This window comes from Acinetobacter sp. AHP123 (assembly GCF_023757925.1).
GTDB lineage: Bacteria > Pseudomonadota > Gammaproteobacteria > Pseudomonadales > Moraxellaceae > Acinetobacter > Acinetobacter oleivorans.
Genome location: NZ_CP092454.1, coordinates 2,152,669 through 2,178,134, shown reverse-complemented (window position 1 = coordinate 2,178,134; position 25,466 = coordinate 2,152,669). Strand labels below are relative to the sequence as shown.

General features: G+C 38.4%; 30 protein-coding genes. 16 read left to right on the top strand and 14 right to left on the bottom strand.

What is annotated here, in order from left to right; translation table 11 throughout:
* Positions 1–52 precede the first annotated feature (52 nt).
* The 4 genes from MJX77_RS10380 to pabC form a co-directional block, all read right to left on the bottom strand.
* Positions 53–469: a PaaI family thioesterase gene (locus MJX77_RS10380; RefSeq protein ID WP_252058957.1), complete on the bottom strand. Its 417-nt coding sequence runs from the start codon at positions 467–469 to the stop codon at positions 53–55.
* Positions 470–606: 137 nt separating this feature from the next.
* Positions 607–1,206 (bottom strand): dTMP kinase, encoded by a 600-nt coding sequence (gene tmk, locus MJX77_RS10375; protein ID WP_252058956.1) that lies wholly within the window; start codon positions 1,204–1,206, stop codon positions 607–609.
* A gap of 9 nt (positions 1,207–1,215) precedes the next feature.
* Positions 1,216–2,286, bottom strand: coding sequence for an endolytic transglycosylase MltG (mltG, locus tag MJX77_RS10370; RefSeq protein ID WP_005307490.1), 1,071 nt, complete (start codon positions 2,284–2,286; stop codon positions 1,216–1,218).
* Between the two features lies 1 nt (position 2,287).
* Complete coding sequence (pabC, locus tag MJX77_RS10365; RefSeq protein WP_005307493.1) at positions 2,288–3,100, bottom strand: aminodeoxychorismate lyase; 813 nt, start codon at positions 3,098–3,100, stop codon at positions 2,288–2,290.
* A 263-nt stretch (positions 3,101–3,363) separates the two neighbouring features.
* On the opposite strand from pabC, the gene MJX77_RS10360 reads away from it, so the two are divergent.
* From MJX77_RS10360 to MJX77_RS10335, 6 genes are all read left to right on the top strand, one after another.
* Positions 3,364–4,371 (top strand): sulfate ABC transporter substrate-binding protein, encoded by a 1,008-nt coding sequence (locus MJX77_RS10360; RefSeq protein WP_005307495.1) that lies wholly within the window; start codon positions 3,364–3,366, stop codon positions 4,369–4,371.
* Between the two features lie 30 nt (positions 4,372–4,401).
* Complete coding sequence (locus MJX77_RS10355) at positions 4,402–5,010, top strand: RBBP9/YdeN family alpha/beta hydrolase (RefSeq protein WP_252058955.1); 609 nt, start codon at positions 4,402–4,404, stop codon at positions 5,008–5,010.
* 80 nt (positions 5,011–5,090) lie between these two features.
* The gene (gene cysT / locus MJX77_RS10350) at positions 5,091–5,924 is read left to right on the top strand and encodes a sulfate ABC transporter permease subunit CysT (RefSeq protein ID WP_005307499.1); all 834 of its coding nucleotides are present in this window, start codon (positions 5,091–5,093) and stop codon (positions 5,922–5,924) included.
* The gene (gene cysW / locus MJX77_RS10345; protein ID WP_252058954.1) at positions 5,921–6,805 is read left to right on the top strand and encodes a sulfate ABC transporter permease subunit CysW; all 885 of its coding nucleotides are present in this window, start codon (positions 5,921–5,923) and stop codon (positions 6,803–6,805) included. The genes cysT and cysW overlap by 4 nt, the downstream gene beginning before the upstream one ends.
* An 11-nt stretch (positions 6,806–6,816) precedes the next feature.
* Positions 6,817–7,878: a sulfate/molybdate ABC transporter ATP-binding protein gene (locus MJX77_RS10340; protein WP_005307505.1), complete on the top strand. Its 1,062-nt coding sequence runs from the start codon at positions 6,817–6,819 to the stop codon at positions 7,876–7,878.
* Positions 7,879–7,949: 71 nt separating this feature from the next.
* Positions 7,950–8,873, top strand: a complete 924-nt coding sequence (locus MJX77_RS10335) for a CysB family HTH-type transcriptional regulator (protein WP_004790709.1) — start codon at positions 7,950–7,952, stop codon at positions 8,871–8,873.
* An 87-nt stretch (positions 8,874–8,960) separates the two neighbouring features.
* Here MJX77_RS10335 and carO read toward each other — a convergent pair whose 3' ends face one another.
* The gene (gene carO, locus MJX77_RS10330) at positions 8,961–9,701 is read right to left on the bottom strand and encodes an ornithine uptake porin CarO type 3 (RefSeq protein WP_005307508.1); all 741 of its coding nucleotides are present in this window, start codon (positions 9,699–9,701) and stop codon (positions 8,961–8,963) included.
* 295 nt (positions 9,702–9,996) lie between these two features.
* On the opposite strand from carO, the gene dapD reads away from it, so the two are divergent.
* From dapD to MJX77_RS10290, 8 genes are all read left to right on the top strand, one after another.
* Complete coding sequence (gene dapD / locus MJX77_RS10325; RefSeq protein WP_005307511.1) at positions 9,997–10,818, top strand: 2,3,4,5-tetrahydropyridine-2,6-dicarboxylate N-succinyltransferase; 822 nt, start codon at positions 9,997–9,999, stop codon at positions 10,816–10,818.
* A 78-nt stretch (positions 10,819–10,896) separates the two neighbouring features.
* On the top strand, positions 10,897–11,607 hold the full coding sequence (queE, locus tag MJX77_RS10320) for a 7-carboxy-7-deazaguanine synthase QueE (RefSeq protein ID WP_252058953.1): 711 nt from the start codon (positions 10,897–10,899) through the stop codon (positions 11,605–11,607).
* 40 nt (positions 11,608–11,647) lie between these two features.
* Positions 11,648–12,316, top strand: coding sequence for a 7-cyano-7-deazaguanine synthase QueC (gene queC / locus MJX77_RS10315; protein WP_004790702.1), 669 nt, complete (start codon positions 11,648–11,650; stop codon positions 12,314–12,316).
* Between the two features lie 16 nt (positions 12,317–12,332).
* Entirely contained in the window at positions 12,333–12,749 is a 417-nt protein-coding gene (locus MJX77_RS10310) for a hypothetical protein (protein ID WP_017387866.1), read from the top strand.
* 99 nt (positions 12,750–12,848) lie between these two features.
* Positions 12,849–13,535: a Dph6-related ATP pyrophosphatase gene (locus MJX77_RS10305; protein ID WP_252058952.1), complete on the top strand. Its 687-nt coding sequence runs from the start codon at positions 12,849–12,851 to the stop codon at positions 13,533–13,535.
* Positions 13,536–13,554: 19 nt separating this feature from the next.
* Positions 13,555–14,016, top strand: a complete 462-nt coding sequence (locus MJX77_RS10300; RefSeq protein ID WP_252058951.1) for a peroxiredoxin — start codon at positions 13,555–13,557, stop codon at positions 14,014–14,016.
* A 117-nt stretch (positions 14,017–14,133) separates the two neighbouring features.
* Entirely contained in the window at positions 14,134–14,703 is a 570-nt protein-coding gene (locus MJX77_RS10295; RefSeq protein ID WP_252058950.1) for a CAP domain-containing protein, read from the top strand.
* A gap of 11 nt (positions 14,704–14,714) precedes the next feature.
* Positions 14,715–15,077 carry a glyoxalase superfamily protein gene (locus MJX77_RS10290; protein WP_151821475.1) on the top strand — a complete coding sequence of 121 codons (363 nt, stop codon included), beginning with the start codon at positions 14,715–14,717 and terminating at the stop codon, positions 15,075–15,077.
* A 4-nt stretch (positions 15,078–15,081) separates the two neighbouring features.
* Here the strand turns inward: MJX77_RS10290 and MJX77_RS10285 are convergent, their stop codons facing one another.
* Genes MJX77_RS10285 through gstA form a run of 3 tightly spaced genes read right to left on the bottom strand, consistent with a single transcriptional unit; the run spans position 15,082 to position 16,318 of the window.
* The gene (locus MJX77_RS10285) at positions 15,082–15,462 is read right to left on the bottom strand and encodes a nuclear transport factor 2 family protein (protein ID WP_252058949.1); all 381 of its coding nucleotides are present in this window, start codon (positions 15,460–15,462) and stop codon (positions 15,082–15,084) included.
* A gap of 1 nt (position 15,463) precedes the next feature.
* Positions 15,464–15,676 (bottom strand): tautomerase family protein, encoded by a 213-nt coding sequence (locus MJX77_RS10280; protein WP_004790691.1) that lies wholly within the window; start codon positions 15,674–15,676, stop codon positions 15,464–15,466.
* A gap of 39 nt (positions 15,677–15,715) precedes the next feature.
* Entirely contained in the window at positions 15,716–16,318 is a 603-nt protein-coding gene (gene gstA / locus MJX77_RS10275) for a glutathione transferase GstA (RefSeq protein WP_252058947.1), read from the bottom strand.
* A gap of 97 nt (positions 16,319–16,415) precedes the next feature.
* Here gstA and MJX77_RS10270 point away from each other — a divergent pair, with 97 nt between their 5' ends.
* Complete coding sequence (locus MJX77_RS10270) at positions 16,416–17,342, top strand: LysR family transcriptional regulator (protein WP_252058946.1); 927 nt, start codon at positions 16,416–16,418, stop codon at positions 17,340–17,342.
* Here the strand turns inward: MJX77_RS10270 and MJX77_RS10265 are convergent.
* Positions 17,334–17,900 carry a nicotinate-nicotinamide nucleotide adenylyltransferase gene (locus MJX77_RS10265; RefSeq protein WP_111854610.1) on the bottom strand — a complete coding sequence of 189 codons (567 nt, stop codon included), beginning with the start codon at positions 17,898–17,900 and terminating at the stop codon, positions 17,334–17,336. The genes MJX77_RS10270 and MJX77_RS10265 overlap by 9 nt on opposite strands.
* A 109-nt stretch (positions 17,901–18,009) precedes the next feature.
* Here MJX77_RS10265 and MJX77_RS10260 point away from each other — a divergent pair, with 109 nt between their 5' ends.
* Positions 18,010–18,810 (top strand): enoyl-CoA hydratase-related protein, encoded by an 801-nt coding sequence (locus MJX77_RS10260; protein WP_252058944.1) that lies wholly within the window; start codon positions 18,010–18,012, stop codon positions 18,808–18,810.
* Here the strand turns inward: MJX77_RS10260 and MJX77_RS10255 are convergent.
* From MJX77_RS10255 to purL, 5 genes are all read right to left on the bottom strand, one after another.
* The gene (locus MJX77_RS10255; protein WP_252058943.1) at positions 18,803–19,123 is read right to left on the bottom strand and encodes a YqfO family protein; all 321 of its coding nucleotides are present in this window, start codon (positions 19,121–19,123) and stop codon (positions 18,803–18,805) included. The two genes, MJX77_RS10260 and MJX77_RS10255, sit on opposite strands and share 8 nt — an antisense overlap.
* 68 nt (positions 19,124–19,191) lie before the next feature.
* Positions 19,192–19,317, bottom strand: coding sequence for a KGW motif small protein (locus MJX77_RS10250; RefSeq protein ID WP_005307535.1), 126 nt, complete (start codon positions 19,315–19,317; stop codon positions 19,192–19,194).
* 200 nt (positions 19,318–19,517) lie between these two features.
* Entirely contained in the window at positions 19,518–20,723 is a 1,206-nt protein-coding gene (locus MJX77_RS10245) for a multidrug effflux MFS transporter (protein ID WP_252058941.1), read from the bottom strand.
* Between the two features lie 56 nt (positions 20,724–20,779).
* Positions 20,780–21,340, bottom strand: coding sequence for an SMI1/KNR4 family protein (locus tag MJX77_RS10240; RefSeq protein ID WP_107882926.1), 561 nt, complete (start codon positions 21,338–21,340; stop codon positions 20,780–20,782).
* Between the two features lie 74 nt (positions 21,341–21,414).
* Positions 21,415–25,248, bottom strand: a complete 3,834-nt coding sequence (gene purL / locus MJX77_RS10235; RefSeq protein ID WP_252058939.1) for a phosphoribosylformylglycinamidine synthase — start codon at positions 25,246–25,248, stop codon at positions 21,415–21,417.
* Positions 25,249–25,466: the final 218 nt, after the last annotated feature.

Genomic DNA, 25,466 nt, shown 5'->3' with positions numbered 1-25,466 from the left:
TTCTTCTAAAAAAAAGCACAGTTCAGACTGTGCTTTTTATTTGCTTTGATATTTATGATTTAGGTGGAATTGAATAAGTCGCGGTCACATGTGCAACGGGATCTTCTAGCCCGACTGAATAAATCCAGACCTCACCCACGACTAAGCTCTTTCCTACTTTCATAAGCTTACATTCGCTGCGTAGATCTTTATCACCTGCGGGTTTTCTTAAAAAATTAATATTAAAATTAGTCGTGACAGCTAAACCAACAATTCCGATTTCACCGAGTATTGCAATATACAAAGCAAAGTCTGCCAAAGTCATCATGGTTGGACCAGATATGGTACCACCGGGGCGCTGATGTCTTTGATCGACATGATAATAAACGACAGCAGCTTTAGGCGTGACTGATTCAATCGTGCAATGTTCAAGACTTGGTGGAAATTCCTTTTCAAGAAATGCCACGATTTCTTCTTTTGAGCTTTTCATCCTTATTATTCTTCAATCTATAAATCATATGTAAGATAGCATAAGAAAATAGCAGATATTTTCTATGACGTTTTAAATCAGAATTAACGTCATTTTTCACCACTCCCATAGTCTATAAGAGTGGCTCATCCAATTGCTTATCCTAAATATTGCAATGCCTGTTCGAATACCTGATCAGGACTTTGGGTTGCATCTATTCGCTTAATACGTTCAGATTCAGCTTTCCATAAGGTTTCATAGCCTTCACGAACCTTAGTAAAGAAGCTTAACTTTTCTTGTTCAAAACGATCTAAAGCTCCGCGTTCGCGTGCTCGATTCATGCCCAATTCAATCGGTGCATCTAACCAGAAAGTCACCTCAGGCATGCGTGAAACAAAATTCTGATTTAAAAGCTGTAATTTATCTTGGCTTAAACCACGACCAGAACATTGATAAGCAAAGCTTGCATCGGTAAAACGATCACTTAAAACAATTTTATTAGACTCTAGAGCCGGCAAAATAACTTGTTGTAAGTGTTGAGCACGTGCCGCATAAATGAGTAATAACTCGGTATCATGACTCATATTTTCATCATGATTCACCGCCAAAAGCATTGAACGTATTTGTTCTGCTAACGGCGTACCACCCGGTTCACGAGTTAAAACAACTTGTTTACCTTGCTCTTCAAAATGCTGATGAATTTTTCGAATGAGTGTAGTTTTACCTACCCCCTCCGTGCCTTCAAAGCTAATAAACATCTCTTTTCCTTATTTCTTCGATCTCAACACGGATAAGTACTCTTGCACCGCTTGATTATGCGCTTGCAAGCTTGCCGTAAATTTATGCCCACCATTGCCAGTCGCTACAAAATAGATGTTATTTGAATCATCTGGATGTAACGCTGCTTCAATTGCTTTTTGGCTTGGTAAGGCAATTGGCGTTGGCGGCAAACCATTAATGGTATAGGTATTATATGCAGTTGGGGTACGGAGGTCTTCTCGAGTAATATTGCCTTTATAATTATTACCCATACCGTAAATAACGGTTGGATCCGTTTGTAAACGCATACCAATTTTTAAACGGCGAACAAAAACTCCTGAAACTTGTGTAAGTTCACTGTCTAAACTTGTTTCTTTCTCAACAATAGAAGCCATAATTAATGCTTCATATTTATCTTTATAAGGTAAATTCGGTGCACGATTTGCCCAAGCTGCATCTAGAGCTTTCATTTGACGGTGGTATAAATCGGTCAGAATTTTCTTATCTGTTTCACCTTTGGCAAAGAAATAAGTATTAGGTGCGAACAAGCCTTCAGGATGTCCGTAAGGAATCCCAAGCGCCTTCATCAGCTGATCATCTGGTAAATCTAATATTGTATTTTTTACATTTTTATCATTTTTGAGTGCAGTAATAAGCTGTTTAAAAGTTGTACCTTCAATGACCAAGACACGGTTCATCTGAGCATTATCTGCATCAGATAGCATTTCTAATACTTCTCTTACACTCATTCCCTGTTCAATTTCATACACGCCAGCTTTCATGCTGTCATGAATCATAAATTTCTGATAAAGCTTCAATACCACAGGAAAGCTAATTTTGCCTTCTTTCGCCAAACGATCAATAAAACCAGAATAGGTTTCACCAGATGTAATAGATAACATCTGTTTTTTGCCTTCAATAGGATAAGCTTTAAATAGACTCGACCATAAAATGGCAAAAGTAGAAATTAAAACAATAAAAAGGCCAATTAGAACCAATCGCTTAGAAAATTTTGGAGCTTGTTTTTTGTTATTTTTCTTGGCGTTTTTTGCTTTCGCATTCACAGGTGGCTTCGGCATATTAATGAATCTGATTTAAGTTAAGGATATGAAATAAATCTATGCATGCCTGTGTTTCTAGCGTTTTCTCACCTAAATGAGTGACCACTCGCATAGGGTTTAAAGCATTACAAAAGAATAGACTTTGTATTTCAGATACTTCATCTAACTCAATTACACGTACTTCACAGGCAATACCATGGTGCTGCATACGCGCCAGAATTTCTGCCCGCATTACACCGTGGACGCCATTATAACGAAGTTCCGGAGTAATCCATCTATCATTTAAGCGAATAAAACAATTACTACTAACCCCTTCAACAATATAACCTTGTACATCAGTAACTAATGCTTCAGCCCACCCTAGTTGATCTGCTTCTTTTTTTAGCAATACTTGTTCAAGACGGTTTAAAGATTTAAGCCCGACCAAGCTTGGCATGGTTAAACCTAAGGCCTGATTTAAAACACCACACTGCATAAAGTCTAGTTGAAATGGTTCTAAAGCTTTCGGATAAAACCAGATATAAATATCGGCGTCATGCTTTGGCAAACTATAGCCACGGTCGCCTATCCCACGACTAATCACAATTTTTAAAGTGCCGTTGAGTACAAGATTTTGCTTTTGTAATTGCTGTAAGCTCTGTTCGATGAGTTCAAAATCCGCAGTTAAAGACAGTTTTTGACATGCAAGTTTTAGTCGATTCCAATGCCTTTCTTTAAGTTCAATCTGATTTTGAAAAACACGAATTGTGGTAAAGCATCCATCTCCATAATGAAATGCTCGATCCAGTAAAGGAATGGTTTCAATAGGTTGCCCATTTTTAAAACACCACATGTTTAACCCATCCTATGTTTAAAACGACCCGACAATACAACACCTTTCATTTAAATATTAAATGACTGATTTTAAAAAATTATACCGATTTCGTATCTACTTTTGAAACTTGTTCTATATCAAGATTTAAGAATAACTTATCTATTTTTACTATTTCTATTTTTTTCATATTAAATTCGTTTTTTATTATTTTTTTAGAATAAAGACTAGCGCTATTCTGCGTTCATGTTTTGAACATTTCATATTTTTTGAGGACTTATCTCATGCGTTTTTCACAATTAAAAGTCGGGGTTATCGCTGCACTTCTGTCTGTTTCATCATTTGCAGCGCAAGAATTTTTAAACGTCTCTTACGATCCTACTCGTGAGTTATATACAGATTTCAATAAACAGTTCGGTACTTACTGGAAACAACGTACTGGTCAAGATATTGAGTTCAAACAATCACACGGCGGCTCTGGTAAACAGGCGCGTGCAGTGATTGATGGCTTAAATGCAGATGTAGTGACATTAGCACTTGCGGCAGATATCGATGAAATTGCGGAAAAAGCAAAATTACTTCCAGCTGACTGGCAGAAAAAGTTACCGCAGAACTCTACCCCATACACTTCAACAATTGTGTTTTTAGTGCGTAAAGGTAATCCAAAACAAATCAAAGACTGGGGTGATTTAATCAAACCAGGTGTAGAAATTATTACGCCAAACCCGAAAACTTCAGGTGGTGCTCGTTGGAATTATCTTGCAGCTTGGGCTTGGGCAAAACATCAACCAGGTGGTAACGATGCTAAAGCACAAGAGTATGTTCGCCAAATTTATAAACACACTAAAGTTCTAGATTCAGGTGCACGCGGTGCAACCACAACTTTTGCTGAACGTGGTATTGGTGATGTGTTACTCGCTTGGGAAAACGAAGCATATTTAGCTACTCGTGAACAGCCGGGCAAATTTGAAATTATTACCCCGTCTCTTTCGATTTTAGCTGAACCTCCAGTTGCTGTTGTTGAGAAAAATGCTGCGAAAAAAGGCAACTTAACGATTGCTAAGGGTTATCTCAACTACTTGTATTCGCCAGCCGGCCAAGAAATTGCAGCACGTAACTTCTACCGTCCACGCAACGCAGCCGTTCTTAAGAAATACAGCAACGTATTTAAGCCATTGAAGCTTGTAACCATCGATAAAGAGTTTGGTGGTTGGACGAAGGTACAAAAGAAACACTTCGACAATGGTGGTGTTTTTGATCAAATCGTGAAAATCAATAGTACAGAGAAGTAATTCTTTGTACTAAAGATAAGGAGAACAGACATGATTCATACTGTAATTGTTCCAGGTGTAGGTGGAAGTGAACATCAGCATTGGCAATCTTGGTTGCAGCGTAAACTCGTGTCTAGTTCTCGTGTTGAGCAAAAAAACTGGGATAGACCTGTACTAAGTGAATGGGTCGAGCAATTCGTTAAAACGGTTCAAGTAGCGCCAGCTCCTGTACAAATTGTTGCTCATAGCTTTGGTTGCTTAACTAGTGTTGCTGCTTTAGCTGAGCATCCAGAGTTAAAAAATCGAGTTAAGAAACTTATTTTAGTCGCTCCGGCAAATCCAGCACGCTTTGGGGAAGCAGGGTTTGCTCGACATAGTTTGACCGACTACAAAGATTATTTTCATCAATTAAAAATTGATGTGCCTACAACGCTACTCATTAGTGAAAATGATCCATGGCTTGGTTTTTTTGATGCATTACAACTTGCGAAATCATGGAAATTAAACCCGGTTAATCTTGGTGAAGTCGGCCATATTAATGTTGCTTCAGGTTTTGGCCCGTTTCCAGATTTGCTGAATTATTTGATTCCAGAAGATTCGATGTGTAGTCACTCATCTATCGACCCGGTAAAAACTCATTTCTCTTTGAAATTTGCTTAATACCCAGCTTTATATCGCACCGTTTATCTTTATTTATTCGCTTACTGGTTTCAGCAGGCTTTTCTCTTTGAGGAAATATCATGTCGCAGCGATCCCGAGTGCTGCCTGGGTTTGGTCTATCTTTGGGCTTCACCCTCGCCTACGTTTCTTTTATTGTGCTTATTCCATTAGCCGCAGTCTTTATCAAATCATTTGGAATTGGATGGGACGGATTATGGGAAATTTTAACCTCTGAGCGTATTTTAAAATCGCTTCAGCTCAGCTTTAGTTCAGCTTTAATCGCAGCCTTTATTAATGTTGTGTTTGGCTTACTTTTAGCTTGGTGCCTTGTCCGTTATAACTTTCCTGGGAAACGCTTGGTTGATGCATTAGTCGATCTACCTTTTGCTCTTCCAACTGCAGTTGCAGGTATTGCGCTTACCTCACTCTATGCACCCACTGGTTGGATTGGTCAGTATTTAGAACCACTCGGTATTCAAGTTGCATATACGCCAATCGGTATTACGTTGGCATTAATATTCATCGGTATTCCATTCATTGTAAGAACAGTACAACCTGTACTCAGTGATATCGAAACTGAACTTGAAGAAGCAGCTTCGGCACTCGGCGCAAATCGCTGGCAGACAATTACTAAGATTATTTTACCGATATTACTACCCGCTCTATTCACAGGCTTTGCTTTAGCATTTGCTCGCGGTGTCGGTGAATATGGTTCAGTTATTTTTATTGCAGGTAACCAGCCGTTTAAAACAGAAATTGCTCCGCTCATGATCATTTCACGCCTTGAAGAATATGATTATGCAGGTGCAACAACAATTGCTGCGGTCATGTTAGTTCTCTCTTTCATCATCTTATTTGCCATTAATTTACTTCAAGCGTGGGCAAACCGTCGTACAGGGAGAAATATCACATGAACCTACATACTGACAGCAATGCACTTGCGCTTAAATTGCAATCACGAGATGCAACACGCGAACCAACTTGGGTACGTTATACCTTAATTACAATTGCGCTGATTTTTTTCCTCAGTTGTCTTATGTTGCCACTCATTCTGGTTTTTGTAGAAGCATTTAAACAAGGACTTGAAGTCTATATTCAGGCTTTGATTGATCCAGATACGTTATCAGCAGTGAAATTAACTTTATTAACCGCAGCAATTGCAGTGCCGATTAACGTGATATTTGGTGTTGCCGCAGCATGGGCTGTTTCCAAGTTTCAGTTTAGAGGTAAGGCAGTTTTAACCACCATCATTGATATGCCTTTTTCGGTTTCACCCGTTATTGCAGGTTTAATGATTGTACTTATTTTTGGTGCTCAAGGTTGGTTTGGCGGCTGGTTAATGGAGCATGACATTAAGATCTTGTACGCAGTACCTGGAATTGTTTTAGCAACCATCTTTATTACAGTCCCTTTTGTAGCACGTGAGTTAATTCCACTCATGGAAGCCCAAGGAACAGAGGAAGAAGAAGCCGCGATTGTATTGGGTGCTTCAGGCTGGCAAACCTTTTGGAAAGTGACATTACCTAATATTAAATGGGGTTTGATTTACGGCGTGATTCTGTGTAATGCCCGTGCAATGGGTGAGTTTGGTGCAGTATCGGTAGTTTCTGGCCATATCCGTGGTGAAACCAATACCCTGCCACTTCATGTCGAAATTTTATATAACGAGTACACATTTAGCGCAGCGTTTGCCGTGTCCTCATTGCTTGCTTTTTTAGCCCTATTAACGCTGGTATTGAAAACGTGGTTAGAACTACATCAAGACAAACCAGAACCACATTCAACTGATTCGTAAGGAATGAAATCATGAGTATTCAAGTTAAAAATATTGAAAAACACTTTGGTGCATTCCATGCGCTTAAAAATATTTCTCTAGATTTTCCGGAAGGTGAACTGGTTGCCCTACTCGGCCCATCTGGTTGCGGTAAAACAACCCTCCTTCGGATTATTGCAGGATTAGAATCAGCTGATGGTGGTCAAGTGCTACTTGAAGGTGAGGACGCGACCAATGTACACGTGCGCGAGCGTCAGGTTGGTTTTGTATTTCAGCACTATGCTTTATTTCGTCATATGACAGTATTTGACAATATTGCATTTGGTTTACGTGTTCGTCCTCGTGCAACACGCCCTTCAGAAGCTGAAATTAAAAAACGTGTTACTCGTTTACTTGATCTAGTTCAGCTTGGATTTTTAGCAGACCGCTACCCTGCTCAGCTTTCTGGTGGACAACGTCAACGTATTGCTTTAGCCCGTGCGTTGGCAGTAGAGCCACGAGTCTTATTGCTTGATGAACCATTTGGTGCGCTAGATGCTAAAGTCCGTAAGGAGTTACGCCGCTGGTTACGCAACTTGCATGATGAATTGCATATTACGTCAATCTTTGTAACCCACGATCAGGAAGAAGCACTTGAGGTTGCAGACCAAATTATTGTAATGAATAAGGGGAATGTCGAGCAGATCGGCTCACCTCGTGAAGTTTATGAAAAACCTGCAACGCCATTTGTATTTGATTTCTTGGGTCAAGCAAATCGTTTTGAAGGTGAACATGCCGGCGGTATTATTCGTATTGGCAATGACCGTATTGAATTACCAACGGCAGTTGAGGCACCTCAAGGAAAAGTGATTGCTTTTGCCCGTCCAGATGAGTTACATATTCACTCGCAACCGCAAGCGAATACGATTGAAGCGACTTTTGTACGTGAAATCTGGATTGCTGGAAAAGTTGTGGCGGAATTACAAGACCGTAATGGACGTTTAATTGAAATTGCTCTGAGCAGTGAAGCTGCAAAATTACATGCATTTAAACCAAATCAAACTGTTTGGGTGAGTGCATCTCAATTGCACTTATTTGCAGATCAAGTTGCTTAAGAAATATATTTGGTGAGGAAATATCTTGCGGAACTAAAGCAATTCCTCACCTCTTTTGAGGAAAAGTGTGAATGAACTTTCAACAATTAAGAATTATCCGAGAAACTGTACGCCAAAACTTTAACTTAACCGAAGCATCGGCTGCACTCTACACGTCTCAATCGGGTGTAAGTAAACATATTAAAGATCTAGAAGATGAGCTAGGTGTACAGCTTTTTATACGAAAAGGTAAACGTCTTCTAGGTTTAACAGAACCAGGACAATCTCTTCTTGGCATCGTTGAACGCATGTTGGTTGATGCTGAAAATATTAAACGCCTTGCAGAAGACTTTAATAAAGTTGATGAAGGTACATTAACGATCGCAACGACCCATACTCAAGCACGTTATGTGCTACCTCCGATCGTAAACCAATTTAAGAAGTTATTTCCTAAAGTTCATTTGATTTTACAACAAGCCAGCCCTGTTGAAATTTCAGAAATGCTCTTACAAGGTGAAGCAGATATTGGAATTGCCACAGAGTCTTTAACAACTGAAGAAAATCTGGCTAGTATTCCTTACTATCAATGGCAACACAGCATTATCACACCGCAAAATCATCCTTTAGTAAAGGCAGACAAGATTACGCTTGAACTTTTAGCGGATTACCCACTCATTACTTATCATGGCGGTTTTACAGGCCGCTCTAAAATTGATAAAGCTTTCGAAGAAGCTCACCTTGATGCAGATATCGTAATGTCGGCTCTTGATGCAGACGTTATTAAGACTTATGTCGAATTGGGCATGGGAGTCGGAATTGTCAATGACGTGGCCTATGACACAGAACGTGATCATCGCTTAAAACAAACTAAAACTGATATTTTTGGTGTCAATACGACATGGATTGCAGTTCGTAAAGGCCATTTACTACGCGGTTATGGTTACGAGTTTATTTCTTTATGCTCACCTGATGCAGATATTAAAGCACTTAAGAAAATTGCTTACCCAGATGAATAAAGATTCAAAAATAAATAAAAGAGCTTTTTAGCTCTTTTATTTTATAAGGCGTAAAAAAAACGAGCCGTAGCTCGTTTTTTTTAGATCTTACCAGTAGAAGTTCACACCAACTTTACCAACTGGTAACCATTGGTATTTATCGTCATTCGCGATTTTACGAGCTTCCGCATTTACTGCTTCTTCAAGTGATTGATCACCAGTAGTAGTCGCTGAACCTGTTGAAACAAGTTTAACTGTTGGGTTACCAGTGTAGTAAGCACCTACTTCACCAAATACGCCCCAGTTTTTATTAATTTTAGGTGCAAAACCAAAACCTAAATATGGAGCAATGTCATTTTTATAAGACATTTTACCATTAATTTTTACTCCGCCCTCATTAGCAAGGAAGTCTTGATTATTGACACGGAATGAACGAGTCGCATCAACATTACGAGATAAATCGTAATCATTATCAAGATATGCTGCACCAGCCGCTACATATAGGCCTTGAGCCCAACGGTTAGTACTTGCACCCCATGGACGAATCTCGGCATTTAAATAGACATTGTTGTTGTCCATATCTAGATCATAAGTTGAGCCGTTGACTTTTACATCATCAGACCAAGAAATGTCACCGCCGTTATAACCGAGTGCCAAACCTACATATGGGTTTGCTTGCCACAATAAAGCACCACCGTAACCAGTTGTACCTACCTCAGCACGCGCCCCCACAGGAATTAATTGGTTTTTGTCAAATGCGTAGCTGTCATGAACAACTGCTTCATCTGCCATTACAGCACCAGCAGCGAATAAAGCTGTTGTTGTTACTAAAACACGTAATGCTTTCATAGTTTTCTCCTCAAAAAGGCTCTGTTTTTAATTTATTCATCTTGTGACTGAAATCATAATAAAGAGAGCTTAGAGTCTTTTTTATACAAAAAGTGGTAGATTTCTGTTATTTTTTGATACAAATTGAGTTAAATTTTTATTTTCAAATCATTTTTGTGTAAAAAACACTTGATTATCTAATAAGCTTATTTTCATTTACCTCATTTATATCCTCAATTAAACGTAACACGTTTTTTCAAAGATTCTTGTCACAAATTAGTGTAAAATCTTTAAAATTTTTTATGGAAGGAAGATCATGTCTCAGCTTTCTACGATCATTGAGCAAGCATTTGAAGACCGCGCAAACTTTACTGCAGCAGATTGCTCAAGCGAAATCCGCCAAGCTGTTGAAGAAGCAATTGCTGGTTTAGATAACGGTACACTTCGAGTTGCTGAAAAGATCAATGGTGAATGGGTTGTTCACCAATGGTTAAAAAAAGCTGTTTTATTATCATTTAAATTAAATGACAATAAACCAATCGAGTCATGTGATCTTCGTTTCTACGACAAAGTTGAAACTAAATTCTCTGGTTGGACTGAAGAACAATTTAAAGCAGCAGGTGTTCGTGTTGTTCCTCCTGCTGTAGCACGTCGTGGTAGCTTCCAAGCTAAAAACGTAGTGTTAATGCCTTCTTATGTAAATATTGGTGCTTATGTAGATGAAGGCACAATGGTTGATACATGGGCAACTGTAGGTTCATGTGCTCAAATCGGTAAAAATGTTCACTTGTCTGGTGGTGTAGGTATCGGTGGTGTTTTAGAACCATTACAAGCTAACCCAACCATTATTGAAGACAACTGCTTTATCGGTGCGCGTTCAGAAATCGTTGAAGGCGTTATCGTTGAAGAAGGCTCAGTTATTTCAATGGGCGTTTTCATTGGTCAATCAACTAAAATTTATGACCGTGCAACTGGCGAAGTCCATTATGGTCGCGTTCCAGCAGGTTCAGTTGTTGTAGCAGGTAGCCTGCCGTCAGCTGATGGTAAATACAGCTTATATGCTGCAATTATTGTGAAAAAAGTTGATGCGCAAACACGTGCAAAAACAAGTTTGAACGATTTGTTACGCGCTGACTAATTTCAGTTTGATCAAACATCTCTACGGTCAACACTGATCGTAGAGATTTTATTTTTTATATAGTGTGGTATTTCTAGAATGGCTTCCTTACGTTCCTCTGCAATTCCTGTCTCAGACCCTGCGTCCGGTTTACGCATTACCGAGATTTTTTACTCGTTGCAGGGTGAAGCAAACGCCTCTGGCCTACCGACTGTATTTATCCGTCTAACGGGCTGTCCATTACGTTGTAGTTATTGTGATACCACTTATTCTTTTGAAGGCGGTGAACGTTTTTCACTTGAACATATCATTGAAACAGCTACCCAATATCAAACTCCTTATATTTGTGTAACTGGTGGTGAACCACTTGCACAGCCAAACTGTTTGATTTTATTACAACGTCTATGTGAAGCTGGCTTTGATGTTTCTTTAGAAACCAGTGGCGCGCTCGATGTCTCAAAAGTAGATTCGCGTGTTTCTAAAGTTCTTGATTTAAAAACTCCAACTTCTGGTGAGGAACATCGTAATCTCATCAGCAATCTTGATCATTTGACTGCGCACGATCAAATTAAATTCGTCATTTGTAACCGCGAAGATTATGAATGGTCAAAGCAGCAAGTTGAAAAATATCAACTGCATAAAAAAGTCAGTACCGTTTGGCTCTCCCCTGCCTTTGCAGTTGAAAAAGGTGCTGTTGGCCTGCCACGTCTAGCACGTGATCTGGCACAGTGGATACTTGATGATAAACTCCTCGTTCGCTTCCAACTTCAGTTACATAAACTGCTTTGGAACGATGAATCAGGTCGTTAATCACTCAATAAAATAAATCATTCCGAATATGGAGAAAAATATGCGCCCTCGTGCCATTGTTTTGCTTTCAGGCGGCTTAGACTCAACCACTTGCCTAGCTTGGGCACAAGCACGCTATGAATGTATTGCTATTAGTTTTATGTATGGCCAACGCTCAACAACTGAACTAGATGCAGCAAAAGCATTAGCTCAACGTGCAGGTGTTGAACATCGTGTAATTAATATCGATTTGGCGAATTTAGGTGGATCTGCACTTACAGACCACAACATTGCTGTACCAGAACAGTTACAAGAAGGTATTCCTGTAACTTATGTACCAGCGCGTAATACTATTTTCCTTTCTTATGCTCTAGCTGCAGCTGAAGTATTTAATGCTGAAGCGATTGTTATTGGTATCAATGCTGTTGATTATTCAGGATATCCTGATTGTCGTCCTGAATTTATTGATGCTTTTGCGAATATGGCGCGCTTAGCAACTAAAGCTGGCGTAGAAGGAAAACCACTTAAGTTTGAAACACCACTGTTACATTTATCCAAAGCGAATATTATACGTTTAGGGATTGAACATGGCGTAGACTATAGTCAAACGGTATCTTGCTACCAAGCAGATGCTCAAGGACGTGCGTGTGGCAAATGTGACAGTTGCCGTTTGCGTAAAGAAGGCTTTATCGAGGCTGGTGTTGCCGACCCAACACGCTATATACCGTAATAAGTAGGTAAAATTTATGAAGTTGTTAAAATCAAATCTTATTCTTTCATCTTTGTTTTCAACAGTTGCTCTTATGGCTGGTACAGCACATGCTGCCGAAAACCCAGTTCAAGCAGCATATAAAAGTACTAACGTTAAAGGTGCATTAGTTAACGTTTGTAAAGATCAAACAGCTAAAGGTGGCAAACTAAGTTCATCTGAAGTTAGTAAATTCTGTAGCTGCCAAGTTGAAGCACAAGGTAAAGTGACTGAAGCACAAAAATGGGAAATCCAAAGTGCAATCAATGCGAAGAAAAGCCCAAGCTCTCTAGGATTTGTACAACAACAAAACCGTGATCTTAAAGCATGTTTCGGTCCTCAGTTAACAACTAAACTTGAAAAATTAACTGAAGATGCAATGAAAGCTGCTCAACAACAAGCTCCTAAAAAATAAGCTTTTGTTATTCCAAATTAAGCCTGCATTTATGCAGGCTTTTTTGTAGCTCTGTTAAAATGAACTTATCCAAATTGAACAATTCATCCGAAATAGACCATGCAAGAACAATGGAAAACCAACGCAATAAATAAGACCTCTATTGTCTCATTCAGTGGCGGTAAAGACAGCTCCCTTGCACTCTACCATGCAATGAAAACTGGCACGGTGAGTGGGCTCATTGTCATGCTGGAAGAACAAGGTCAGCGCTCTCGTTCACATGCTATGCCACTCGATATTATTCAAGCACAAGCTAAAGCAATCGGCTTACCAGTATTCATGGCTTCTTCAAGCTGGAATGACTATGAAGCTAAATTTATTGAATTACTCATTCAGGCAAAACAACAAGGTGCCGAGGTACTTGTTACAGGTGATCTAGATATGCCTGAACATGGCTGTTGGCATGATCGAATAACTCAACAGGTGGGACTTAAATTAGGAATGCCTCTTTGGCTTCGCCCACATCGTGAAGTTGTTGAAGAATTTATTAATCTTGGTTTCCGTAGTGTTCTTGTGACAGTGAACTTAAAACTAGGAATGACAATTGAAGATTTAGGAAAAACGCTAACCTTAGAATATATAAAAGAACTTGAAAAACGTGGTATTGATCCATGTGGTGAAGGTGGTGAATTTCATACGACTGTGATTGATGGCCCAATTTTTAACAAACCAATTCCTGTAAGAAAGCTCGATATTGTTTATCATGAAGAATATGCTTTTTTACCACTTGAATTAGATCAAATTTAGCTTTTTTGAAGGATGAGAAATGACTGACAATATCCAATTACCAAATCAGGTATTCCCAACAACACAAGGTGAAGTGAACTTGACTGAGGTCGAAAATGAATGGTTAATCATTTACTTCTACCCTAAAGATTCAACTCCAGGATGTACAACACAAGCTGTTGGTTTTTCTTGTTTAAAAGATCAGTTTGAAGCTTTAGGTGCCAGTATTTTTGGTGTTTCGCGCGACTCAGTAAAAGCCCACCAAAATTTTACAGAAAAGCAGGCACTGACTATTGATCTGATTAGTGATAAAGAAGAAGTACTGTGTAATCACTTTGATGTGATCAAAGAAAAGAACATGTATGGAAAAAAAGTAATGGGTATTGAACGCTCTACTTTCATTTTCCATAACAAAACTTTAGTTAAAAGCTACCGTAAAGTTAAAGCTGCTGGGCATGCAGAACAAGTTCTAGAAGACTTAAAAGCCCTTCAAACAGCTTAATAAAATTAACTAACAAAAAGCGAGTTTCACACTCGCTTTTTGTTTGCAAAGCATTACCCAATACTTTGACTTTGGCGTATCATAAAAACATTAGAATAATTATTTTAAGGCAATGATATGAGTCTACTCAAAACCTGCTCTTTGCTGCCTACTACTCTTTTTATCGGTGCATGTAGTGCAAATACATTAGCAATACCCACTGATAGCACCACATCAATTGCTCAAATCCAAAACAATTCCAATGAAATAAGCTGCCAAGATTTACAAAACCCAGCCTATCAACAAGCTGTACTTAACACAATTAATCAGATCCGACAGCAATCACGTCAATGTGGTCAACAGTATTTCCCCGCAACTAAACCGTTGAGCTGGAGTAATAATTTATATAAAGGCGCATTTTCTCATAGTGAAGATATGGCTGCACACAACTTTCTCGGGCATGTTGGCTCAACGGGTCTGGACTTAAAATCACGTTTAAAAATTTACAATACACTTGGTAAAGCCAATGGTGAAAATGTCGCTAGTGGCCAAAAAACTTTAGGGCAAGTTATGTCTAAATGGCTAACAAGTCCCTTGCATTGTAGTAATCTAATGAATCCGAAATTCACCACTTACGCAATCGCGTGTGCTTCTGATCAGTCTATGAAGCAAAAGAGTTATTGGACTCAACAATTTGGTACGCGTTAAAAGGAAAAATGATGCAATCTGGTTCAATCACTCCAATTTTAAGAATTTTTGATGTTGATTTAGCTCAATCATTTTATCTTGAGTTCTTAGGTTTTCAGCTTGATTGGCAACATCAATTTGAAGATAACTTTCCTTTATATTTACAAATTTCCAAAGATGATTGTGTTATTCATTTATCCGAGCATTTTGGTGATGCAAGTCCACATAGTGCAATCCGTATTTATTGGGAAGATATTTATGAACTGCACACTGAACTAAGCAAAAAAGATTATAAATTTTCTAAACCTCAGGTTGAAAAAACAGATTGGGAAACACTTGAACTCAGCATCACCGATCCTTTTTCCAACCGAATTATCTTTTGGGCAGATGCTTAATCATTCAGTCCGCTAAAATTTGATAATGGAATACTTTCGATATAATTCTCCATTGATCATCTTCAAACACAAATGTAAGTGCATCATAAAAATACTTAGGGTGGATAACGCATTCAACATGTACTAGCGCCAACCGTTCATTAATCAAATTGATTGAACTGATTTTATCCTGTCGTGTTTGTCGCTTTGAAGCTGGAGAAATCCGACTCGCAACAATCGGAAAATATTCAGCCATGCTAAGTCGTAGTACGGGTTGCTCGGTTACATTGATATATATAGCATCAGGATGAAAAACATTATTTAGAAGTTGCACATCACAAAAATACAAACCATCAAAATATTGCTCTAGTTGTTTCTGAATCTCAGTAATAGGATTATTTTGCATTTTAAGTACTCAAACTTTGTCTTTTTCGTATCGCAGAAACAGTTTCACCTGCAACACCCCAGTTATCAGTTTCAACTTCATCAATGACTACAAATGTAGTTGCAGGATCTTTATCAAGTACACGAACCACAAGCTCTGTTGCTTCTTGAATTAATTGCTGTTTTTGCTGTATTGAGACATTTTCTTTGGTAATTTGAATTAAAATATAAGGCATATAGACCTCCTTTTATAATTTTATTTAATAACAAAAGAATTAGGCTGCTTCAGCTGCAATTGCATCTTGAACTGTTTGGCGCTCAGAAACTCTCTGCATAAAACTGGCTAAATGGCTAAAGTGTGCTAAATCAAGGCCAATAAAATCAGCCCAGCGTGTCACCACAAAAAGATAAATATCAGCAATCGTAAAGTTGGTTCCTGTTAAGTAATTTTGCCCATTTAATTGTTGATCGACCCATGCATAGTGCTTATTGAGGGTTCTGCTATATATGTTTTTACTTTTTTCACTGTAAGATTCATTAAAAAATGGTGAATACGCTTTATGAATTTCAGAAGCAATAAAGTTCATCCATGAGAGAACCTCGTAACGCTCGGCGGTATTTATTTCACTTAATAAATCTTTCCGAGTAGATTGGTCAACAAGAAACTGGCTAATTACTGCACCTTCAGTTAACAATGAACCATCATCGCACTGCAATAAAGGGACTTGTCCTTTTTTATTGAGTTGATAAAAGTCTGTACCCAATTCCGTTAAATGTTGGTGTAAATCTACTTTGATCAATTCAAATGGAAATCCAAGCTCTCTTAAAACAATATGTGGTGCTAAAGAACAAGCATTAGGTGAATAATATAGTTTCATAAAATAACTCCATACAAGGTATGAAAATCATCTTATTGTTTACTTATATGTGCTTAAATAGCCCAGAACTCAAATCATTTTTTACATGGTGTAATAAATGGCTCAACAACTAAAAAGAATGATGTTTAGTAGCGTAGAGCTATTTTGCTTAGTCGCAGAAAACGAAAGCTTTTCCAAAGCAGCACTTCATGCAGGTGTTAGTCCAGCAGCTGTAAGCCGTTCAATCGCCCGATTAGAAAAGCATTTAGCCACACCACTTTTTGTGAGAACGACTCGACAAGTACGTTTGACGCCACAAGGAAAAATGTATTTTGAGGAATGCAAACAAGCATTAAATCAAATATTAGAAGCTGAGGAACAACTTAAAAACCAAAAACAACAACCTTCAGGTTTGATTCGAATTAGTGTACCAACACCATATGGACATTACCGAATACTGCCATTATTAGCAAAATTCTCGCAGCAATATCCCGCCATCAAAGTGGATGTTCAACTGACTAATAAAAATGTGGACTTTATTGCAGAAGGATATGACTTAGCAATTCGCGGGCGACAGCTTTCTGATTCAAACTTGATTGCACGCCAACTCGAACAAGCTGAGCTAATTGTGGTGGCATCGCCACAATATTTAAAAAAATTCGGCAGACCGCAAAGCATTGAAGATTTACAGCATCATCAATGCATTCAATTTGTGCTACCCAGTACAGGGAAAAATGTACCGTGGCTATTCAATTCAAACCATCAAATTATTGAATATCAAAGCACAGGTAAAATCCGCTGTTTAGACGATATTCTAGGTACCATCACCCTAGCAAAACATAGTGCAGGATTATTACAAACCTACCGTTTTATAGTAGAAAAAGAGCTACAAAATGGGGAGTTGATTGAGATTCTTACAAAATTTTCAGGAACTTCACGTCCGTTTTCTCTACTCTACCCACTCAAAAAACACGAATCTTTTCATATTCGTGTTTTTATCGATTTTCTGATCAAAGAATTAAAACCACAAGCTGAATTAATTTAGATTGGTTTTATCATCTATAAGATATTTGCGCTGGAGTTCAGCATAAACTTCCGTCTCTTTAAACTCATCTAAAAATTTAATCGTTCCTACAGGAAAAAATTCCGTTTGGATTTCACCACGATAATAAGCTTCACGCATTGGCGTTGCCGAAATTGAATCTTTTAAGCTATCCAGCTCAACCATGATCCACTCTGGAAATAATCTTAAATAATATGAAGACTCATCCTTAAAATGCCCAATTAGACCAACTTTTGAGTTCGGTTCAATTACACCATTTACTAAAGATTTGACTTGTTTTACCCACTTTTCGTCATTATAAACATCTACCACATGTACAAAACGGATACGTTTTTGTTCTTCTAGAGAAAAATTTGACAAGATCATTTGCTCACGCTCTATTGCTAAGAACGGATTTTTAATATTACGTTCCATTTGAGCAGAGCCTAGCGCCAAAACCACATAATGGCTTTGCTGTAAGGCAATTTCAATTGTCTGCATATGAGCCAAATGAAATGGTTGAAAACGCCCTATAAAAACGAGATAGTCAAATTTATACATAATTAGATTTTCACTTTTTATGAACTCATCAGTAACGCTCATTACAAAAAATATGCGCCATAATGAGAACCTAAAAATTAACAACGTGGTTTAAAGCAAGGATAGTACGATGACACTTAGCTGTATTCAACAACCTCATCAATATTTAAACGCAAATTTAGAAGGTGGCGTACTCACCTTAGCCATAAATCGCCCAGATGCAAAAAATGCACTCTATGGCGAACTTTATTTATGGATTGCCAAAGCATTGAATGAAGCCGACCTTAATAAAGATGTTCGAGTAGTCATTCTGCGTGGTGTCGAGCAAGATTTTACCGCTGGCAATGACATGAAAGATTTTATGGGTTTTGTACAAAATCCAAACATGGGGCCAGCTGGAGAAGTTCCACCATTCGTTCTACTTAAAGCGGCTGCCAAATTATCAAAACCACTTCTTATTGCAGTAAAAGGTGTGGCAATTGGAATTGGCGTTACGATTTTATTACACGCAGATTTAGTTTTTGCTGACAACACGGCCCTATTCCAAATTCCATTTGTAAGTCTTGGCCTTTCTCCAGAAGGTGGTGCAAGTCAGTTACTCATTCAACAAGCGGGTTATCACAAAGCAGCTGAGCTTCTACTTACTGCAAAAAAATTCAATGCTGAAACCGCAGTACAAGCTGGCTTAGTTAATGAAGTAGTTGAAGATTCTTACGCATCTGCTCAGGCAACAGCTCAGCATTTAGCAGCTTTGCCTCTTGCATCATTAAAGCAAACAAAAGCGCTTATGAAACATAATTTAGAGCAAATTATTGAATGTATTGATCATGAAGCTGAAATCTTTATGCAGCGCGTTCACTCACCTGAAATGCTAGAAGCAGTACAAGCATTTATGCAAAAACGTAAACCAGATTTCTCTCAGTTTAATTAAAATCAATTTCGATGATTTGAATAAACTCAAAGGCAGGCTCTTCATAAGGATGGCTTGCCTTTAATGCTTTCGCAACAGCCTTGGCATTTTCTTCAATTACAATTGTTTCTACACGCCACTCTTCGACTTGTTCAAGTTCACCTAAATCTCCGATATAAGGATCGGCTCCTTTGACTGGCTTAAATTGCCCTATTCCTTTCACTTGCCATGCACAGTGTTCATAATTACCGATACCACCTGCACCAGCAGAGAAAATGGCTTGTTTAGTCGACTCAAGATGTGACTCAGGTACGTAATAAATCAGCTTTAACATGGGCAAAATGACTCAAAACTAGCGAACTTGCTTTAAATCATACCGTTAAAAAAGCCCTAGAACCAAAGTCAGCTCATCATTACTAAATAATTTGCTCCAATAAAGAGGATTTGAATCGCAAGCGCTAAGCCAAATAAACGCCAGCCCATATCTTTTTTATAAAACGTTTTTATGTGATTTTCATTTTTCATCATTTTGATCTCCGATTTTTTATCGTTGTTACAGAGAAAGCAAAAATTGAACCAACCTCAAATAAAGCATAAGTGGTTAAATAGCAAGCTGCTTATACTTTTATACGTTTTTTTAAAATGCTTCAAGAGCTTCAACAATCTATACGCAACTATTAGTTTGAAGAAATTTGAAAATTCAGTGATTTATCTTCATCCCTATAATTTTAAGCATCCGATTTCTTTAAATATCTATTCTCATATATTGTCATAGCGAAAGCCAAACCACACAAAATGACAAAACCACAAGTCATTGGAATTAATGTACCGTTATATAACTGCCCAATAATAGAGGCAAGAATAAGTGACAAGACAGAGGAAGCTGCACCAATAATAGCCGATGCCATTCCAGCGACATGCCCCATTGGTTCCATCGCAATCGCGTTTAAATTACCAAATAGAGTTCCAAATAATAAAAATAAAATGCAGGCATAAAGCATAAACATCCAAAATGATACAGCCACGCCTAAAAGCTGAATTCCCAAGAAAATTAAAGAAATTAAGCATAAGCCTAAAAAGCCATAAATACAGATTGGACGCATACCAAACTTCATAACAATTTTAGAATTTGTAAATGAGGCGATTCCCATCACACCAGCAAGTACAGCAAAATAAGCACTAAATTCTTGTCCTGTTTTACCAAACTGCTGCATAAAAATTTGTTGAGAAGTTCCCAAATAACCAATGAATCCACCAAAGCAAAAGCCTGCACATAGCAAATAACTCATGGTAGTTTTATTACTTACAACTTCTTTAAAGCCCTCTTGAAATGCTTGCAACCGCATAGGTAAACGATTTTCAGGAAGTAAGGTTTCCTCTAATCTTAAAGCAACCCATGCTCCAATCACTGTGGCATAGACCATATATAAAACAAAGATCTCACGCCAACCAAAGAAATGAATAATGAGTTGCCCTAAACTCGGTGCAACTGCTGGAGCCACCATAAAGACCATCATGATTAAAGACATGATGCGAGCCATTTGAGCTCCGCTGTATTTATCTCTAACAATTGAAATAGTAGCAACATAAGGCCCTGAAACACCAATACCTTGAATAAAGCGTCCAACTAAAAACCACTCAAAACTTTGTGTTGTAAAGCACAATAAACTTCCCAGAAAATAAATAATAATTCCTGTGAATAAAATGCGTTTACGCCCAATCGCATCGGATAAAGGCCCCGCAATGAGCTGCCCTATGGTCATGCCAGAAAAAATACCAATGATGACCCACTGTGACTGGTTATTATTTTTTAATTCAAAAATACGTCCAATCTCACCTAAAGCAGGCAAAACTGCATCTATCGAAAAAGAAACAATCGACATGAGCAATGCCATGAGCAATGCAAATTCACGGAAATGGATTTTTGATTTCATTTTTCTTGTCCATTTTAAAATAGTATTTTTAAAAATTTCTCTTTCATTAATCTACTCTACAATAATCTGCCTGTAATATATTTTTTATCTTTCTCAAACGTTGAATCTCTTTCATAAAAACGAGCTTGTTTAGTTTCAGATGCAACCAACCATTTTAAGTATTCTAAGAGTGTACAACCGACATCCGTAAAATCACGATCTGTTTTTCCATCATCAAATGCCCAAACATTATCATCCTGTCTAGCAGTCACCAAATAAGCAAAATAACATCCTTCATTTTCCATCGTTAAGGAAAAGAATTTATTTTGAATTGCATCAATCATACCCTTTGTTGGATCACTCAACTCATCCTCCATTATCTTTTCTTGTTGAAATTTATAGTCTTCAACCTTCCATGTATGGCGATACATTGAAACTGTATGTCCCCACAACAACCCGCCAGAACATCTTCCCATCTGTAATAAAAATTCTCTAAATTGTCCATGGATGTCTAAATTATAAATTTCTGCAATTTGATCTACCTCTTCTTCGGTGTATCCCCTGATATGTTCAGGATAAAATGGAAGGTTAGTATCTTTATGCCGACAACTTGCTAACTCAAAAACAAAATCAATCATATTCACCTTTTAAATTAATTTATTTCATAAAAAATGCCACTCGAGAGTGGCATTTTCAAGAATTTATATTTTAATTAACCAATAAACTTACGTGCGTTACGGAACATACGTAACCATGCACCATCTTCAGTCCACTCTTCTGGACTCCAAGAGTGCTGAATTGCACGGAAAGTACGCTCAGGGTGCGGCATCATAATCGTTGCACGACCATCTTTAGAAGTAACACCAGTAATCGCTTCAGGTGAACCATTCGGGTTCAATGGATAATGTTGAGTCGGGTTACCGTGGCTATCAACATAACGCAATGCAACTTGGTTAGCTGCATTCAAGCTTGCAATATCAGCTTCACTCGCAACTGCACGACCTTCACCATGTGCAACAGCAATCGGTAAGATTGAACCTTCCATACCATCAAGTAATACAGAAACAGATTTTTCAACACGAACGTTTACGCTACGAGCTTCAAAAACTTCTGACATATTACGGTGGAAACGTGGCCAGTGTTCAGCACCCGGAATAAGCGGTGCCAATTGTGACAACATTTGGCAACCATTACAGATACCTAAGCTGAATGTTTCTTCACGATGGAAGAACTGTTCAAACTGATCACGTAATTTAGCATTGAACAATACTGATTTTGCCCAACCACCACCTGCGCCCATTACGTCACCGTAAGAGAAACCACCACAAGTCACTAAACCTTCGAAATCGCTTAGGCTTACACGACCAGCAAGTAAATCGCTCATGTGTACGTCAATCGTATTAAAGCCAACTTTATCAAAAGCTGCTGCCATTTCAATATGACCATTTACACCTTGCTCACGCAAGATTGCCATATTAGGACGACGTGTATTAATGAACGGCGCTTCAATAGGTTCATTCAAGTCGAATGTTGGTTTAGCAATTAAACCTTGGTGTGCATTGTCAGTAATTAATGAAAATTCCTGATCAGCAGTTTCTACGTTATCACGTAAACGCTGGATCTGATGAGATACCTCAGACCAAGCTTGTTGTAATTCAGCACGATCTAAAGTTAAACCATTTACAGATAATTGATCTGAGTTATTTACACGGCCAACTACAGCAATTGCATCTTTTAAGCTAGAAGCTGCGATTTCTGCTTGTAAAGCTTCCCAATCAGTTGCTTTGATTTGAAGTACTGCACCAATTTCTTCTGCAAATAAGCCCGCAGTAGTCTGGTTTTCTAACGCAACACCTAAACGTGCAGCAAACATCATTTCAGCTACAGAAGCTAATAAACCACCATCGCCGATGTCATGGTAAGCTTGAATCAAACCACGATTGTTCCAGTCTTGGATTAAAGCGAAGAACGCTTTGAAATCATCAAAACTATCAACATCTGGAGTGATTGAACCGATTGCTTTATATACTTGAGCAAGAATCGAACCACCTAAACGGAACTGACCTTTAGACAAATCAATACGTACAAGTACTGAATCTTCTAAATTTTTAAGTTCAGGTGTTAAGGTCTTACGAACATCAGTTACTGGAGCAAATGCAGTAATTACACCCGTCATTGGAGAAGTTACGGCTTTATCTTCACCGTTATCATTCCAAGTCGTACGCATTGAAAGTGAGTCTTTACCTACTGGAATCGCAATTCCTAAAGCAGGACACATTTCCATACCAATTGCTTTCACGCCTTCAAACAGTGCTTGGTCTTCACCTTTTTGACCCGCAGCAGCCATCCAGTTTGCAGAAAGTTTGATATCACTAATTTGTTCAATGTTTGCACATGCAATATTGGTAATTGCTTCAGCAACTGCCAAACGAGCAGATGCTGCTGGATTTAACAATGCAACTGGTGGACGTTCACCCATTGCCATTGCTTCACCAGTGAAACCTTGCAAACTTGTTGTTGTTACTGCTGCATCTGCAACAGGAACCTGCCAACGACCAACCATTTGATCACGAGCAACCATACCTGTAATTGAACGGTCACCAATGGTGATCAAGAATGACTTAGACGCAACTGTAGGGTTTTTCAATACGCGGAAAATCGCATCTTTCAAATCAACTTTTGAAGCGTCAAAATCATCACCACTACGTTCAATAGTTTCATAAGAACGTTGCATGCGTGGCGTACCACCAAGCATTACCTGCATTGGCATATCAACAGCATCATTTTGGAACAACGGATCTTCAACTGTTAAGTGACGTGCTTCAGTTGCTTCACCCAACACAGCAAACGGACAACGTTCACGTGCACAGATTGCTTCGAACTGCTCTAAAGATTCTGGACGAATAGCAAGAACATAACGCTCTTGTGCTTCATTTGACCAGATTTCCATTGGGCTCATGCCCGGTTCTAATGAAGGAATCTTACGAAGGTTAAGAACTGCACCTAACTCATGATCATTCACAAGCTCAGGCATAGCATTTGATAGACCACCCGCGCCAACGTCGTGTACAGAAACGATTGGGTTGAAGTCTTCTAAACGCCAGCAAGTATCGATTACTTCTTGACAACGGCGCTCCATTTCTGGGTTTTCGCGTTGTACAGAAGCGAAATCAAGGCTTTCACCCATTGTACCGCTATCTACAGAAGATGCTGCACCACCACCAAGACCAATTAACATTGCAGGGCCACCCAATACAATGAGTAAATCACCTGGTTGAATCGCATCTTTTTCTACATGGTCAGGACGGATATTACCGTAACCACCAGCAATCATGATTGGCTTATGGAAACCTTTCACTTCACCATTTACATTCTGTTCGAAAGTACGGAAATAACCATTTAACGCAGGACGACCGAATTCATTGTTAAATGCCGCGCCGCCTAATGGACCTTCAATCATGATTTGTAATGGCGAAGCCATACGTGAAGGTTTACCATAGTTTTCTTCCCAAGGTTGTTCAAAACCAGGAATATTTAAGTTCGAAACTGTGAAACCTGTTAAACCAGCTTTTGGTTTACCACCACGACCTGTTGCACCTTCATCACGGATTTCACCGCCTGAACCTGTTGCAGCACCAGCAAATGGAGAAATTGCTGTTGGGTGGTTATGAGTTTCAACCTTCATTAAAATATGAGCAGCTTGGCTCTTATATTTATAAACAAAGTGACCATTTTCATCCGCTTTTGGATAAAAACGCATCGTGTCATAACCCACAATTACTGAAGCATTATCTTTATATGCAGATAACACATCAGTTGGAGATTCTTTATAAGTGTTTTTAATCATCTGGAACAATGATAATGGTTGTTTTTCACCATCAATTGTCCATTCAGATCCAAAGATTTTATGACGACAGTGCTCAGAGTTTGCCTGTGCAAACATCATCAACTCTATGTCATTCGGATTACGACCAAGCTTAATGAATGCTTCAGTTAAGTAATCAATTTCTTGTTCAGATAACGCAAAACCAAACTCATTGTTAGCTTTAACCAAAGCTTCTTTGCCTTGACCCAAGATATCAATTGAATTTAATGGTTTTGGAGCTGTTTCTGAAAATAATGCTTTTGCATCATCAATTTGAGCAAAAACTGTTTCTGTCATACGGTCATGAAGTACTTGTTTAACTTCATTCGTAATTTCAGTAACACCTTTTAACGTGAATAAAAGACCACGTTCTAAACGGTGTACTGGTGTATTACAGTTTTTGAAAATATCAGTTGCCTTAGAAGACCAAGGTGAAATAGTACCCACACGTGGTGTAACTAAAATCTGAATCTCATCACTTGCAGATTGACGAAGTTCAAAAGACTCACCGTCATTCAATAATTGCAAAGCAGATTGATGTTGCTGCTCGTTGAGCGCTTGATCAAACAAATAGACCCATTGGCTGTCAAAAGATTGAACAGAACTAATTGACGATAAACGTGTTAATAGTTGAGCTTTCTTAAAAGAAGAATGTGCTGCTGCACCGGCCACGATAAACATGTTGATTTTGGCTCCACGGGCAGGTCTTGTGAACCTTACCGCAATGTGACTTTAGAGAGAGCGCATATTCTACTGCTTCTTGCTAAAATCAGCTAGATGTAGAATCAGTATTCTGTAACCTAATTCTGCAAGAAGTGAGTAGTTTTTTGTTCAAAATCATTTTTTTAGGCATTCTAGCTAAAAATAAATTGTTTCATGTTTATTCAATAACATAATAA